Source organism: Sphingomonas faeni (assembly GCF_040407495.1).
GTDB lineage: Bacteria > Pseudomonadota > Alphaproteobacteria > Sphingomonadales > Sphingomonadaceae > Sphingomonas > Sphingomonas faeni_D.
The window spans coordinates 304,617-319,198 of the sequence record NZ_JAPZPP010000003.1 but is presented as its reverse complement, the minus strand read 5'-3'; the positions used below and the strand labels follow the sequence as shown (position 1 = coordinate 319,198).

Below are 14,582 nucleotides of genomic sequence, written 5' to 3'. Positions count from 1 at the left end.
ATGTCGCGGTCTTCATACACGAATTTTCGCAGCGCACAATTTAATTGTGCAGCGCACCATGACGTTTACGTAAGGTAGCGCTACCTGCTTTTCACATACTCGCCGGGCGCGTCGCCGATCGCTTCGAGCGCCCCCTCGCCCGGCAGCCGCGCACCGTCCGCGGCCACCGTCTTTGCACCAAGCGCGCGCAACCATTCGACCCAATCCGGCCACCAGCTGCCCTTCGTCTCCGTCGCACCGGCGACGAAGTCGGCGAGCGTCGTGTGCGCCCCCGGATTGGTCCAGTATTGATACTTCCCCGCAGCCGGCGGATTGACCACGCCCGCGATATGCCCCGAGCCCGCGAGCACGAACTTCAGCGGCCCGGCGAACAATTGCGTGAGTTTCCAGACGCTTTCAGCCGGCGCGATATGATCCTCGCGCCCCGCCTGGACATAGCTCGGCGTCGAAACCTTGGTCAGGTCGATCGGCGTACCGTCGACGGCCATCGTGCCCGTCACCAGCAGGTTGTCGCGGTACAGGTCGGTCAAATAGCTCAGATGCCATTTCGCCGGCAGGTTGGTGGTATCGCCGTTCCAGTGGAGCAGGTCGAACGGCACGTAATCCTGCCCCAGCAGGTAGTTCTGCGTGACGTAATTCCAGATCAGGTCGCGCCCGCGCAACAGGTTGAACGTCGTCGCCATGTACCGCCCGTCGAGGAACCCCTCGGGCGACAGCGACGTGACCATCTTCAACTGCTCGTCATCGATGAAATGCTGCAGCTCACCCGCCTGCGCAAAATCCACCTGCGCCGTAAAGAACGTAGCGCTGGCCACCTTCGCCGCCTCACCTCGCGCAGCTAGCAGCGCAAGCGTCGCCGCCAGCGTAGTGCCCGCCACGCAATAGCCAATCGTATGCACCGCCGGCACCTCGAGCGCGGCACGAACCGTGTCGATCGCCTCGACCTGCGCACCGACATAGTCGTCCCAGACCACGTCCTTCATGCTCGAATCGGCCGATTTCCACGACACCATGAACACGGTGATGCCCTGCTCGACCGCCCAGCGGATGAAGCTCTTCTCCGGCGTCAGGTCGAGGATGTAGAACCGGTTGATCCACGGCGGGAAAATCACGAGCGGCGTCGCCAGCACCTTGTCGGTGGTCGGACTGTACTGGATCAGTTCGTAGAGCGGCGTGCGTTTCACTACCTTGCCCGGCGTCATCGCCAGGTTGCGGCCGAGCTCGAACGCGCCGTCGGGCGTATGCGTGACCTGCCCGCGGGCAAGATCCGCCATCATGTTCTGCAGGCCCTTCAACAGATTCTCGCCGCGCGTCTCGATCGTCTTCTCGATCACCTGCGGGTTGGTCAGCGCGAAATTGGTCGGGCTCATCGCATCGACGAACCCCTTGGTCGCGAATCGCAACTGCTCTTTCTGCTTGGGGTCGAGCCCGTCCACCGCCTCGACGCCGCGGAGCATGTGGTCGCCGATCAGCTCGTAACTCTGCCGGATCAGGTCGAACACCGGCTCGCGCCATTGCGGCGCCTTGAACCGCTTGTCGGTCACCGGCGCGGGTTCGGGCGCCTTGGCGGGATCGAGAAACCGCTGCCACAAAGTCAGGCTCTCGGCCCAGAAATCGCGCGCGCGCTCCAGTGTCGCGGGGTCGGTGAAGCCGGGGATCGCCGGGATCCCCTCGGGCTTGGCCTGCATCGCCGCGAGCCCCTGCTCCATCATCATCTGCTGCGCGCGCCCCATCACCCACGTCCAATGCTGGAGATCGGGCAGGGTCGGCGTGGAGGCGTCGGGAGGAGTATCGGCCATGGCATCCTCTGCTTTTTCGGGAGCTTAGCCGAGGCAACGGTCCAGCGGAAGCGGGGTGGCGGCTGGCGCAAGATCCCGTCGCCACATCGTCCCTTCAATCACCACCCAACGTCCAACCACCTCCCCGGCGGAGGCCGGGGTCCAGTTGGGAGACGTTGCTGGTGAACGGTGCGCTACGTTACTGCGATCTCTCAACCTGGGCCCCGGCCTCCGCCGGGGAGGTGCATTCCGTCCAAATCAGAATACCCCAGCTTTCGCCCCCTCGACGAATGAGGCGGATGACGCCCCCGCTCACCTGCGGTACAGCACCCGCTCCTCCAGCTAGAGGCTGATCATGTCCGAAGACTTCTACCGCATCAAACGCTTACCCCCCTATGTCATCGCCGAAGTGAACGCGATGCGGGCGGCGGCGCGCGCGGGCGGGGAGGACATCATCGATCTCGGCATGGGCAATCCCGACCTGCCGCCCCCCGAGCACGTCATCGAGAAGCTCGTCGAAGTCGCGCGCAAGCCCAGCGCGCACGGCTATTCGCAGTCGAAGGGCATCCCCGGCCTGCGCAAGGCTCAGGCGAATTACTACGGCCGCCGCTTCGGGGTCGACGTCGATCCCGAGACCGAGGTCGTCGTCACGATGGGCTCGAAGGAGGGCCTCGCCAGTCTCGCCACCGCGATCACCGCGCCCGGCGACGTCGTGCTTGCGCCCAACCCGTCCTATCCGATCCACACCTTCGGCTTCATCATCGCCGGTGCGACGATCCGCGCGGTGCCGACCACGCCGGACGAGGCGTATTTCGAGAGCCTCGAGCGCGCGATGGCGTTCACCGTGCCCGCGCCGTCGGTGCTGGTGATGGGCTATCCGTCGAACCCGACCGCCGAAGTCGTCGACCTCGCCTTCTACGAGCGCGTCGTCGCGTTCGCCAAGAAGCACAAGCTCTGGGTGATCTCCGATCTCGCCTATTCGGAGCTGTATTTCGACGGCAAGCCGACCCCCTCGATCCTCCAGGTGCCAGGCGCGAAGGATGTCGCGATCGAGTTCACCTCGCTCAGCAAGACCTATTCAATGGCGGGTTGGCGGATGGGCTTCGGGGTCGGCAACAAGACGCTGATCGCGGCGATGACTCGCGTGAAGTCGTACCTCGATTACGGCGCCTTCACGCCGATCCAGGCCGCCGCCTGCGCCGCGCTCAACGGCCCGCAGGACATCGTCGAGCGTAACCGCCAGCTCTATCACAAGCGCCGCGACGTCCTGGTCGAGAGCTTCGGCCGCGCCGGCTGGGACATTCCGAGCCCCCGTGCGAGCATGTTCGCCTGGGCCCCGTTGCCACCCGCGCTCGCGCATTTAGGTAGCCTTGAGTTCACCAAACAATTGCTGACTCACGCGCACGTCGCGGTGGCCCCAGGGGTGGGATACGGCGAAAACGGCGAGGGCTATGTGAGGATCGCGATGGTCGAGAACGAACAGCGGCTCCGCCAAGCGGCGCGCAACGTGAAGAAATATCTCCAGTCGATGGGCGTCAACACGCCTGCGCGTGGCGCTGGCTGACCTTCGCCAGCGTGGATATCAACCTGTTGTATTCGGTGGCCGGCGTGCTCGTCGGCCTCATTGTCGGGCTGACGGGTGTCGGTGGCGGGTCGCTGATGACGCCGCTGCTGGTGCTTGTCTTCGGCTTCCATCCCGCCACCGCGGTCGGCACCGACCTGCTCTACGCCTCGGCGACCAAGACGGTCGGGACGACGGTCCACGGCTGGCGCGGCACGGTCGACTGGCGCGTGGTGCGACGGCTCGCGACCGGCAGCGTCCCCGCGGCGATCGCGACGCTGCTCGTGCTCAACCATCTCGGCGAGAAATCGTCCGACACCGGCCACGCGATCACCGTCGTGCTCGGCGTGACGCTCATCCTCTCGGCAGTCGCGACCTTTTTCCGCGGCAAGATCGTCGCGTGGCTGACGCCTCGCGTGGGTACGGTTGGCGGCGAGCGCCAGGCGATGCTGACCATCCTGCTCGGCGCGGTCCTCGGCGTCCTCGTATCCCTCACCTCGGTAGGCGCCGGCGCGCTGGGCATGACCGCACTGCTGATCCTCTACCCCACCCTCCCGATCAACCGGCTGGTCGGCTCGGACATCGCCCACGCGGTGCCGCTGACGCTGCTCGGCGGGATCGGCCACTGGATCCTCGGCTCGGTCGACGTCGACCTGCTCGTGTCGCTGCTGATCGGGTCGATCCCCGGCATCATCGTCGGCAGCCTGATCGCGACGCGCGTCTCCGACCGCGTGCTGGTCCCCGTGCTCGCGACCGTGCTGGCGCTGGTCGGCGTGAAGCTGATCTTCTGACATGCGGCCGGGCTTCGCCTTCTCGACCAGGTTCCGCGTGCGCTATGCCGAGATCGACGGCCAGCGCATCGTCTTCAACTCGCGCTATCTCGAATATGCCGACGTCGCGGTGACCGAGTTCTGGGAATGGACCGGGATCGCGGAGGCTTTGCCCGACGTGTGGCCGACCACCGAATTCAACGTCCGCCGGACCGAGATCGATTACCTCAAACCATTCCGCCTCGGCGACACAGTCGAGGCGTTTGTGCGGATCGAGAAGCTAGGCACCAGCAGCCTGACGAAGCGGTTCGAACTCGCGCATGCGGAAACGGGCGAACTGCACACGGTGATCAGTATGGTCAGCGTCCACGTTGATCTGGAGACCGGCCGCCCGGTAGCGTTGCCAGATGCGATCCGCGCAGTGCTGGAAGCGCTACCCTTCCAGTAACCAGCAGATAGCATGTTCCCCCCGCCAAGGCGGGGGTCCAGACTGGGCTCCCGCCTTCGCGGAAGAACAAGGAAGGGCCTCCGCGGATTACTCCGCCGCCTCAGCCTCAACCCCATCCTCGGCAACCTCTCCAGGCAGCGCCCAGATCAGGTCGGCCTTGGTCAGCACGCGCCCGTCATGCGATCGCACCGACACCGGCTGCAACGGCCGCCGATCGCGCGCGTCGACCAGGATCGGGAACGCCGGCACGCACGTTTCCCACCGCTCGCCCCATTGTCGGAGCGCGATCATCGTCGGTAGCAGCGCGAAACCCTTGTCGGTCAGGCCATAGGCGATCTTGCGCCGATCCTCTGGGATAGCCTGCCGCTCCAAAATCCCGTGCTCGACCAGCCGCGCCAGCCGGTTCGCCAAGATATTACGCGCGATCCCCAGTTCCGACTGGAACTCCTCGAAATGATGCAGGCCGTTGAACGATGCGCGCAGGATCAGGAACGACCAGCGCTCACCCATCGCCTCCAGCGCGGCGGGGAGGCTGCATTCGAGCAGGGGTTCGCGCAATTTGCCCACGGCGTCTTCCTTCTTGGACAGCGATGCTACCGCATAATTTCAATAAACGAAATGCCCGTACGTTTTCAGTTGCAACTCAAAACTTATCTTGATAGGTGGCAATTAGAAACCTTTTAGGAGTCTACCGATGTCCGTCATCACCCGCGCAATTCTGGCCGCCGCCCCCGCCATCGCGACAGGGTTTGCAGCGCTGCTCGCGACACCGGCATCGGCACAGCTCCCGATCAACTATTACATCGCCGTCCCGGCCGCCGCGCCCGCCTCGACACGGCTCATCACCAACGGCACAGCCTGGCGCTGGGAGAACGCGGCGTTCGTCTCCAGCAAGGCGCCGCAGCGCGACGTGATCCTCTGCGCCGCGGTTGCCAAGCGCGTCGGGCCGCTCGCCAGTTTCTCCGTCGCGGGCAAGGCCTATGACGCGGACGCACTCGCCGCGTGCAACAACCACGCGAAATAACGAGGAAATTGTTGCAATGCATCGCAACCCGGCCCCATCTATGGCCGGTGCTGCGCCAATATGAACTGGTCGATCGCGTCCTCGACTACGATCCCGACGCCGACGAGGCGATGCTGAACCGCGCCTATGTCTTCTCCATGCAGGCGCATGGGAGCCAGAAGCGCGCGTCCGGCGATCCGTACTTCAGCCACCCGATCGAGGTGGCCGGGATCCTCACCGACCTCCATCTCGATGCCGAGACGATCGCCACCGCGATCCTCCACGACACGATCGAGGATACCGTCGCCACGCCCGAGGAGATCGAGCGGCTGTTCGGCGCCTCCGTCGCGCGGCTGGTCGACGGCGTCACCAAACTCAGCAAGATCGAAGCGCAGACCGAAAACGAACGCGCCGCCGAAAACCTGCGCAAATTCCTGCTCGCGATGTCCGACGACATCCGCGTGCTGCTGGTCAAGCTCGCCGACCGCCTGCACAACATGCGGACTCTCCACCACATCGCCAAGCCCGAGAAACGCCGTCGCATCGCCAAGGAGACGATGGACATCTATGCGCCGCTCGCCGAGCGGATCGGCATGTACGAGTTCATGCGCGAGATGCAGTCGCTGGCGTTCGAACAGCTCGAACCCGAAGCCTCCGAATCGATCAACCGCCGCCTCGAACAGCTGAAGAAAGGCGATGGCGATCGCATCGCCAAGATCGCGTCCGGGCTCAAGCTGGTGCTGTCGCGCGCCGGGGTCGAGGCGGAGATATCGGGGCGCGAGAAGCATCCCTATTCGATCTTCCGAAAGATGTCGGAGCGCCACATCAGCTTCGAGCAGCTCTCCGACGTGATGGCGTTCCGCGCGATCGTGCCGACCGAGGAGGATTGCTACCGCGTGCTCGGGATCATCCACCAGCGCTGGCCGATGGTGCCGGGTCGGTTCAAGGATTACATCTCGACGCCCAAGCGCAACGGCTATCGCTCGCTGCACACCTCGGTGATCCACGCCGACAGCGCGCGGATCGAGATCCAGATCCGTACCGCCGACATGCACGCACAGGCCGAGTTCGGGCTGGCGGCGCACTGGGCCTACAAGCAGCAAATCAACGGCAGCGACCGGCAAGTGAGCTGGATCCGTGACCTCGTCGAGATCCTCGATACCGCCGAGAGCCCGGAAGAGCTGCTCGAACACACGCGGATGGCGATGTACACCGATCGCATTTTTGCGTTCACGCCGAAGGGCGAGCTGATCCAGCTGCCCAAGGGCGCGACCTCGATCGATTTCGCGTACGCGGTGCACACCGATCTCGGCGACCAGGCGGTCGGCGCGAAGGTCAACGGCCGGGTCGTGCCGCTGTCGACGGTGATCGAGAACGGCGACCAAGTGCAGATCCTGCGCTCGAAGGGCCAGTCCCCGCAGCCGCAATGGCTCAACGTCGCGACCACCGGCAAGGCGCTCGCCGCGATCCGCCGGCACCTGCGTCAGAAGGAGCGCGTCGAGCAGATCGCGCTCGGCCAGACCCTGTACGAGGATATCGTCACCCGCCTGCCCGCGCAGATCGGCACCGATGCGCTGAGCCACGCGCTGAAGCGGCTGAAGCTGCCTGACGACTCGTCGCTGATGGTCGCGATCGCGCGGCGGACGCTGTCCGATGCCGCGGTGATGGAGGCGCTGATGCCCGGCTCGGCGGGCGCGGACGTGACGCATGCGCTCGCGCCACAATCGAGCGCGATATCGATCAAGGGCCTGACCCCCGGCGTTGCCTACGACCTCGCGACGTGCTGCCATCCGGTGCCGGGCGACCGCATTGTCGGGTTGCGCCGGCCCGATGCCGGGATCGAGGTCCACGCGATCGACTGCAAGGTCCTAGCCGAACTTGCCGAACGCTCGGAGAACGAGACCGACTGGGTCGACGTCGCCTGGGGCGACGAGACCGAGGGTGCGGTCGCGCGGATATCGGTGATGGTCAAGAACGAGCCGGGCTCGCTCGGTATCGTCTCGACGATCATCGGTGGGCACAAGGCGAACATCATGAACCTGCGGCTCGACACGCGCGATAAGAGCTTCCACACCAACGAGATCGACGTCGAGGTGCACGATGTGCAGCAGCTGATGCGGCTGATGGCGGGGCTGCGCGCGGCGGATGCTGTGCACACCGTGGAGCGTGTGTAGACAACATCTATCGATGACGCCGGACAAACCCGACGCTAGACGGGAGAAATGAACCGTCCGTCTCTTTCGATCGTCGTCCCCTGCTATAACGAGGCAGCGTGCCTCGACATCCTGCACGCACGTATCTCTGGCGCGGCAAAGGTCGCGGTCGGCGATGATTACGAGATCGTCCTGATCAACGACGGCTCGCGCGACGACAGCTGGCCGGTGATGCAGCGCCTCGCCGCCGCCGATCCGCGACTCGTCGCGATCAACCTCTCGCGCAACCACGGCCACCAGTTGGCGCTCACCGCCGGTCTAGATCTTTGCGCGGGCGAGCAGATCCTGATCATCGACGCCGATCTCCAGGATCCGCCCGAACTCCTGTCCGACATGCGCGCGGCGATGGCGGCAAGTCAGGCCGACGTCGTCTACGCGGTCCGCCGCCAGCGCGCGGGCGAGACGGTGTTCAAGAAGGCGACCGCTGCCGCGTTCTACCGCCTGCTGACCCGGATGACCGAAACGCCGATCCCGCTCGACACAGGCGATTTCCGCCTGATGAGCCGGCGTGCTTTGGACGCGTTCCTGTCGCTGCCTGAGCAGGCGCGCTTCATCCGCGGCATGGTCGCCTGGATCGGCTTCAAGCAGGTCCCCTTCCCCTACGATCGCGCCGAGCGGCTGGCGGGGGAGACGAACTACCCACTGGCGAAGATGATCCGGCTGGCGTTCGACGCCGTCACCGGCTTCTCCACCGCGCCGTTGCGCTTTGCCAGCCACGCGGGGCTCGCGCTGACCGGGGTTTCGCTGCTGCTGTTCGTCTATATCGCGATCGGCTGGCTGTCGGGCAGCGCGGTGCAGGGCTGGACCTCGACGATGCTCGTCACGGTGTTCCTGGGCGCGGTGCAGATGTTCGTGTTGGGGATGATCGGCGAGTATCTCGGGCGGCTGTACGTCGAGTCGAAGCGGCGGCCGTTGTATATCGTCGCGGATGTGGCCGGGCCGATCCAAGGGAAGGCGACCTTGGGGTTCCGTGCGGAGCCGGTCGACGCCCCCCTCCCCGACCGTCTCGAGCCTGCTGTTACCGCGCCCAAAGGTTAGGATAAAGTCACACCAAGAAACACTTCGACAGGCCGCGATGAGGGGCATTCATCATCATACGCAAAGCCGGTCGGCGCCTGAGGTACACAGGCGATAGTGACGGCCTGAACGAACCGGATGACGAGCATGACCCCGGCGGGGCGTGTAGGACAGCTTGAAATACCCCGGCCTTCGCGGGGGTGGTGATTGGCGGTGCGTCCCAGCCTTCACTCTCCGTTCGTGCGAAGCGTCGAAGTCCCTGCGCGCGTGGCTTGTCCTTCGACTTCGCTCAGGACGAACGGGATATAGAGGCGCGGGCGAGAGCCTAAGGCAGGCTTACCGCGGCACCGCCAGCGTCACGATCGAGACCCCCGGGGTCATCGGCAGACGACCGACCATGTGGCGTTCCAGGCGGAAGATCTTCTCGAATAGCGCGTTCACCAGCTTGGGTGGCGGGGAGTCGTCGCTGTCGTCGCGGCCCGAAAGGCGGCCGGCGATCCGGGCGGCCGCCGCCAGCGGGAAGAGCAGCGAGTTGAAATAGCCGAGCTTTTGCGGCTTCAGGCCTGCCGTCTCGATCGCTGTCTTGAGCGTGGCCTTCGAATAGCGGCGGTGGTGGTGGTTCACGGTGTCGTGCGCGCTCCACATCCACTGGTGCGCCGGCACCGCGATCAGGATCTTGCCGCCGGGCGCGAGGCAGTCGGCCATCGCCTTCAGCGCCGCGACGTCGTCCTCGATATGCTCGACCACGTCGAGCACCGCGATCAGGTCGTAGTGCGCGCGGGGCACGCCCGGCAACTCGGGCAAGGGCGCCGCGCCGACCGGCTTGCCGAGCCGTTCGCTGGCGATCTCGCGTGCGGCCGGGTCGATCTCGATCGCATCGATCTCGCCGAATTCCGCCAGCATCGGCAGGTTGTGCCCGGTGCCGCAGCCGATCTCGAGGATCTTCGCATCCTTCGGCAACGCGCCGTAGCGGGTCAGATAATCGGCGAGGATGTCGCGGCGGGCGCGGTACCACCAGTGGGTGGAATCGTGGGCGGCCATCCGGTCGTAGACGATACGGTCCATTAAATGTCGGCCCTGCGGTTGGAATTCATGTCAGTTGAAAACCCAGAAACGGTTGAGCACGAACGTCACGATCGCGGCAAGGAAGACGGCGGGGATCAGCGGGATCCACGGATGCAGGTGAAGCAGCGCGGTGCCGATCCAGGTGATGACCGCGTTGAGGCTCAGCCCCGCGGCCTGGACGATCACGAACTTGAAATGCCGCCCTGCCCCCGGTTCCTTCGCGTGGCCCTTGAAGCTCCAGCGGCTGTGCAGGAAGAAGCCTACCACCACCGCGACGGCAAATGCGAACGGTACCGCGGCCACCGCCTGGCGTGGCGGGAACACGTACGCGGTCAGCGGCAGGTAGACGAGCGAATAGACGACGCTGGAAATCCCGCCGGCGATGCCGAAGCGTATGAGCTGGCCGAGCACGCCGCTCGCCCGCATCTGATCCACCTGTCGCCAAATCGCCTGCATGCCCGCCTTGTTCTTTACCAACACCGCGATAGAGCGACGCGTTAGATATGCCCGCGCATCTAGAGTGCGTACGGGCCGGAGGAAAGCGTTTTGGATCAGGCACCCCCCGAGCAGTCGACGCCGCGGAACACGCTGCTCGACGCACTCGATCGGCATTGGATCGCGCTGACGCTGCTGGCGTGGGTCGCGGTGGCGGCATGGTCGATGTTCGATCGCTGGGGCCAGATCCGCTGGCTGTCGCTCGGCGATACCGACGACAACATGCGGCTGATGCAGGTCCGCGCGCTGCTCGACGGTCAGGGCTGGTACGATCTGCGCAACTACCGGATGAACCCGCCGGTCGGGTTCGACATCCACTGGAGCCGGATCGTCGATTTGCCGATCGCCGGGCTGATCCTGTTCTTCCGGCTGTTCACGAGCAACAGCTGGGCCGAGCGGCTCGCCTGCGGAATCGCGCCGTTGCTGCCGCTGTCGATCGCGATGCTCGGGATCGCCGCAACGGTGCGACGGTTGATCAGCCCGTATGCGTGGCCGCTGGCGGTCGTGATCATGGTCGGCGCGACGGGCACGATGCTGATGTTCATGCCCGAGCGGATCGATCATCACGGCTGGCAGCTGGCGATGCTGAGCCTGACGGTCGCGGGGCTGTGCGATGCGAACGGGCGTCGTGGCGGGGCGATGGTCGGACTTGCAAGCGCGGTGTCGCTGTCGATCGGGCTCGAGCTGTTGCCCTATGCGGCGATGGCGGGCGCGATCATCGCCTTGCGCTGGGTGTGGGACCGCGCCGAGGCGGAGCGGTTGTCGATCTATGCGCTGACGCTCGGTGGCGGCAGCACTTTGGGGTTCGCTCTGTTCGCGTCGAATGCCAACCAGGCGATGCGGTGCGATGCGCTGACGCCGGTGTGGTTGAGCGTGATGATCGCGGCGGGGATGCTGCTGTTCCTGCTGGCGCGGTTTGGGCCGGCTTCGCGGGGGGCTCGGCTGGCGCTGGCGGTTGTTGCGGGTGCGGCGATCGTTGCCGGCTTTGCGTTGGTGTTTCCGCAATGCCTGGGGCGCCCCGAGGGAATCTCGCCCGAGCTCCAGCGCAACTGGCTGGACAATGTCCGCGAGGCCAAGCCGATCTACAAGCATAGTTTCCGGGTGGGGTTCGCGCTGGCGACTCTGCCGATCATCGGGCTGATCGGGGCGATCCTTGCCGCTTGGCGCACACGTCGTAATCCGAGCGCGGTTGGCTGGGCTGCGGTGGCGCTGTTCACCGCGTTCGCGTGTGCGATGCTGTTATGGCAGGTCCGTGCCGGGCCCGCCGCGCAGTTGCTGGCGATTCCGGGGGCGACCGCGCTCGGGTGGCTGATCCTGCCGCGGTTGCTCGGCAACCGATCGATCGCGGTGCGCGTGCTGGGGACGGTCGGCGCTTTCCTGATCGTCTCCGGACTGTTTGCCGGGATGGTAATCCAGTATTTTCCGATCGATCGGCCGAAGCCGTATGAGAAGCGCGTCAACATGGCGACGGGCAATTGCCTGCGGACGACCGTGTTGCTCGCGCTGGACAAATATCCCGCGCAGACGATCTTCACCTTCGTCGACATGGGGCCGCGGTTGATCACGATCACGCATCACGATGCGATCGCGGGGCCGTATCACCGGAACGGCGATGCGATCCTCGACGTCCAGCATGCGTTCGGGGGGACGCCGGACCAGGCGCATGCGATCATCAGGCGGCACGGCGCGACGATGCTGTTGCTGTGCCCGAATGCGGCGGAATCGACCAACTACAAGGCGCGCAGTCCGAAGGGGTTCTATGCGCAGATGGCGAAGAACGAGGTCCCGGCGTGGCTGACGCCGCTGCCGCTGCCGGCGAAGTCGCCGTTGCGGTTGTTCAAGGTGGACTGAACCGCACAGCCGTCATCCCCGCGGAAGCGGGGACCCATATTCTCTGACGTCAGCGATAGGTCGCATGGCCAGCCAGTATGGATCCCCGCCTTCGCGGGATGACGGCTAATATTGTGGGGATTTAGTGGAGCACCACCGACAGGCCGTCGAGCACGAACTGCACCGCCAGCGCCGCGAGCAGCACGCCGAGCAGGCGCGTGATCACCGCCTCGATCTTCGCGCCGAGGATCCGCATGATCGGCCCCGCCGCGAGCAGCGCGACCAGCGTCAGCAGCAGGATCGTCACCATCGCGCCGAGCACGACCAGCGAGCGCTCGATCCCGCTGTTGCGGCTCATCAACAGCATCACCGACGCGATCGAGCCGGGTCCTGCGATCATCGGCATCGCCATCGGGAAGATCGAGACGTCCTCGACCTCGGGATCGCTCGCGACCTTGGCGGCACGATCCTCGCGGCGCTCGGTGCGCTTTTCGAACACCATTTCGAGCGCGATCAGGAACAGCATGATGCCGCCGGCGATGCGGAAGCTGGCGAGGCTGATGCCGAGACCTTTGAGCAACGCCTCGCCGAACAGCGCGAACACGAACAGGATCAGCGCGGATACGCCGACCGCGCGGATCGCCATCGCCCGCTTCTGGAGGGCTGACGCACTCGCCGAGAGGCCGGCGTATATCGGTGCGCAGCCGGGCGGATCAATGACGACGAAGAACGTGATCAGCGATGAAATGTAGAGTTCGATCACAGGCTCGCCTCCTCGATCGCGACGCCTTCGCGACGTCCTGCCGAAACCAATGTGTTCCGCAACAGGCACGCGATGGTCATCGGCCCGACGCCCCCCGGTACTGGCGTGATCGCGCCGGCGATCTCGACCGCGCTGGCGAAATCGACGTCGCCGACGAGGCCCGTGTCGGTGCGGTTGATGCCGACGTCGATGACGGTCGCGCCGGGTTTCAGCCAGTCACCCTTGATCATCTGCGGGATGCCGACCGCCGCGACGACGATGTCTGCGCGGCGGATGTGCGCGGGCACGTCCTTAGTGCGGCTATGCACGACGGTAACGGTGCAGCTCTCGCGGAGCAGCAACTGCGCCATTGGCTTGCCGACGATGTTGGAGCGACCGACGACGACCGCCTCGAGCCCGCTCAGGCTCGGCAGCACGCTCTTCAACAGCATGACGCAGCCGAATGGCGTGCAGGGTACGAAGCCGGGCAGCCCGGTTGCGAGGCGGCCGGCGTTGATCGGGTGGAAGCCGTCGACGTCCTTGTCGGGATCGATCGCAGAGATGACCGCCTGCTCGTCGATATGTTTCGGCAGGGGCAGCTGGACGAGGATACCGTCGATCGTCGGGTCGGCGTTGAGCGTCGCGACCAGCGCGAGCAGGTCTTCGGCGGGGACGTCGGCGGGGAGGCGGTGCTCGATGCTTTCCATCCCGGCTTCGCGCGTCGCCTTGCCTTTCGATCGGACATAGACGTTCGAGGCAGGATCCTCGCCGACCAGGACGACGGCGAGCCCGGGCGCGCGGCCCGCCTGTGCCCGAAAGGCGGTGACGCCGTCTGCGATACGGGCCCGGAGGCCGGCGGCGAAGGCCTTGCCGTCGATGATGGTCGCGCTCATGCCCGCGGCCAATAGAGCGCGGACGCGATTTCCGCCAGCACAGTGGCGTTGCCGAGGATGTGCAGGCGCTTCAGGCGGGCGGTTTCGCCGGAGACGATCGTCACCGCGCGCTTGGGTACGCCGAAGGTCTTGGCGACGAGGATGACGAGTTCGGCGTTCGCGGCGCCGTCGACGGGGGCTGCTGCCAGTCGTGCGGTGAAATGCTCGGGCGTTCCGGCGGCGAGTGCATCGCGACCGCCACGCGGTGTTACCCGGACGGCGATCGTGAGCCCGTCATCGACCGACCGCCAGGCTGCCGGCCCGATCAATAGGCTGCGACGAGGTAGTTCTGCGCGATGTTCGGGATGACGATGTTGGTCAGGATGTAGAGGATCAGAAGCACGACCAGCGGCGAGAGGTCGAGCGCGCCGAAATCGGGCAGGATGCGGCGGATCGGGCGGTACAGCGGCTCGGTGATCTTCTGCAGCGCGTTCCAGACCGTGCGGACGAAATCGCTGTGCGTGTTGATGACGTTGAACGCGATCAGCCACGACAGCACCGCCTGGATGACGATGACCCACCAGACGAGGTTGAGCAGCAACTGGACGATCTGAAGAAGGGCGATCAAGGCAAGGGTCTCCGCTGGTGTGTTGCCGATATAAGGTGGCGGGGGGAGAACGAGAAGGCCTGTGGTGCCGCTGGCCTGCGCCCGGTGATTCGAGCCGCACCCGCTCCCTCAAGTCTCCGTCATCCTGGGCTTGACCCAGGATCCAGAGCCATGAAGGCTA

General features: G+C 65.5%; 15 protein-coding genes. 7 read left to right on the top strand and 8 right to left on the bottom strand.

Annotated features, from left to right (window positions below; translation table 11 throughout):
* Positions 1 to 80: 80 nt before the first annotated feature.
* Positions 81 to 1,799, bottom strand: a complete 1,719-nt coding sequence (locus O6W96_RS11525) for a PHA/PHB synthase family protein (protein WP_353469679.1) — start codon at positions 1,797 to 1,799, stop codon at positions 81 to 83.
* A gap of 334 nt (positions 1,800 to 2,133) precedes the next feature.
* Between O6W96_RS11525 and O6W96_RS11520 the strand changes: the two genes are divergently transcribed.
* Genes O6W96_RS11520 through O6W96_RS11510 form a run of 3 tightly spaced genes read left to right on the top strand, consistent with a single transcriptional unit; the run spans position 2,134 to position 4,557 of the window.
* Positions 2,134 to 3,342: an LL-diaminopimelate aminotransferase gene (locus O6W96_RS11520; RefSeq protein WP_093398371.1), complete on the top strand. Its 1,209-nt coding sequence runs from the start codon at positions 2,134 to 2,136 to the stop codon at positions 3,340 to 3,342.
* 11 nt (positions 3,343 to 3,353) lie between these two features.
* Positions 3,354 to 4,130 carry a sulfite exporter TauE/SafE family protein gene (locus O6W96_RS11515; protein WP_353469678.1) on the top strand — a complete coding sequence of 259 codons (777 nt, stop codon included), beginning with the start codon at positions 3,354 to 3,356 and terminating at the stop codon, positions 4,128 to 4,130.
* Between the two features lies 1 nt (position 4,131).
* A complete protein-coding gene (locus O6W96_RS11510; RefSeq protein WP_353469677.1) occupies positions 4,132 to 4,557 on the top strand; it encodes an acyl-CoA thioesterase in 426 nt (141 codons plus the stop codon).
* 87 nt (positions 4,558 to 4,644) lie between these two features.
* Here the strand turns inward: O6W96_RS11510 and O6W96_RS11505 are convergent, their stop codons facing one another.
* On the bottom strand, positions 4,645 to 5,067 hold the full coding sequence (locus tag O6W96_RS11505) for a winged helix-turn-helix transcriptional regulator (RefSeq protein ID WP_353469972.1): 423 nt from the start codon (positions 5,065 to 5,067) through the stop codon (positions 4,645 to 4,647).
* Between the two features lie 184 nt (positions 5,068 to 5,251).
* Between O6W96_RS11505 and O6W96_RS11500 the strand changes: the two genes are divergently transcribed.
* From O6W96_RS11500 to O6W96_RS11490, 3 genes are read left to right on the top strand one after another with little or no spacing between them, the layout of a single operon-like run.
* Positions 5,252 to 5,581: a CC_3452 family protein gene (locus O6W96_RS11500; protein ID WP_353469676.1), complete on the top strand. Its 330-nt coding sequence runs from the start codon at positions 5,252 to 5,254 to the stop codon at positions 5,579 to 5,581.
* Between the two features lie 47 nt (positions 5,582 to 5,628).
* On the top strand, positions 5,629 to 7,734 hold the full coding sequence (locus O6W96_RS11495) for a RelA/SpoT family protein (protein ID WP_353469675.1): 2,106 nt from the start codon (positions 5,629 to 5,631) through the stop codon (positions 7,732 to 7,734).
* A 48-nt stretch (positions 7,735 to 7,782) separates the two neighbouring features.
* Positions 7,783 to 8,811, top strand: a complete 1,029-nt coding sequence (locus O6W96_RS11490) for a glycosyltransferase family 2 protein (protein WP_353469674.1) — start codon at positions 7,783 to 7,785, stop codon at positions 8,809 to 8,811.
* 315 nt (positions 8,812 to 9,126) lie between these two features.
* On the opposite strand, the gene O6W96_RS11485 is transcribed toward O6W96_RS11490, so the two are convergent.
* Both O6W96_RS11485 and O6W96_RS11480 read right to left on the bottom strand, forming a co-directional pair.
* Positions 9,127 to 9,855 carry a class I SAM-dependent methyltransferase gene (locus tag O6W96_RS11485; RefSeq protein ID WP_353469673.1) on the bottom strand — a complete coding sequence of 243 codons (729 nt, stop codon included), beginning with the start codon at positions 9,853 to 9,855 and terminating at the stop codon, positions 9,127 to 9,129.
* Between the two features lie 30 nt (positions 9,856 to 9,885).
* Positions 9,886 to 10,311 (bottom strand): GtrA family protein, encoded by a 426-nt coding sequence (locus O6W96_RS11480; RefSeq protein ID WP_353469672.1) that lies wholly within the window; start codon positions 10,309 to 10,311, stop codon positions 9,886 to 9,888.
* A gap of 90 nt (positions 10,312 to 10,401) precedes the next feature.
* Between O6W96_RS11480 and O6W96_RS11475 the strand changes: the two genes are divergently transcribed.
* Positions 10,402 to 12,201 (top strand): AcrB/AcrD/AcrF family protein, encoded by a 1,800-nt coding sequence (locus tag O6W96_RS11475; RefSeq protein ID WP_353469671.1) that lies wholly within the window; start codon positions 10,402 to 10,404, stop codon positions 12,199 to 12,201.
* A gap of 121 nt (positions 12,202 to 12,322) precedes the next feature.
* Here O6W96_RS11475 and O6W96_RS11470 read toward each other — a convergent pair whose 3' ends face one another.
* Genes O6W96_RS11470 through O6W96_RS11455 form a run of 4 tightly spaced genes read right to left on the bottom strand, consistent with a single transcriptional unit; the run spans position 12,323 to position 14,422 of the window.
* Positions 12,323 to 12,943, bottom strand: a complete 621-nt coding sequence (locus O6W96_RS11470) for a MarC family protein (RefSeq protein WP_353469670.1) — start codon at positions 12,941 to 12,943, stop codon at positions 12,323 to 12,325.
* Positions 12,940 to 13,815, bottom strand: coding sequence for a bifunctional methylenetetrahydrofolate dehydrogenase/methenyltetrahydrofolate cyclohydrolase FolD (gene folD / locus O6W96_RS11465; RefSeq protein ID WP_353469669.1), 876 nt, complete (start codon positions 13,813 to 13,815; stop codon positions 12,940 to 12,942). The genes O6W96_RS11470 and folD overlap by 4 nt, the downstream gene beginning before the upstream one ends.
* Positions 13,812 to 14,123 (bottom strand): DUF167 domain-containing protein, encoded by a 312-nt coding sequence (locus tag O6W96_RS11460; RefSeq protein WP_353469668.1) that lies wholly within the window; start codon positions 14,121 to 14,123, stop codon positions 13,812 to 13,814. The genes folD and O6W96_RS11460 overlap by 4 nt, the downstream gene beginning before the upstream one ends.
* Positions 14,120 to 14,422 carry a YggT family protein gene (locus O6W96_RS11455; protein WP_056053469.1) on the bottom strand — a complete coding sequence of 101 codons (303 nt, stop codon included), beginning with the start codon at positions 14,420 to 14,422 and terminating at the stop codon, positions 14,120 to 14,122. Before O6W96_RS11455 ends, O6W96_RS11460 begins: the two co-directional genes overlap by 4 nt.
* Positions 14,423 to 14,582 lie beyond the last annotated feature (160 nt).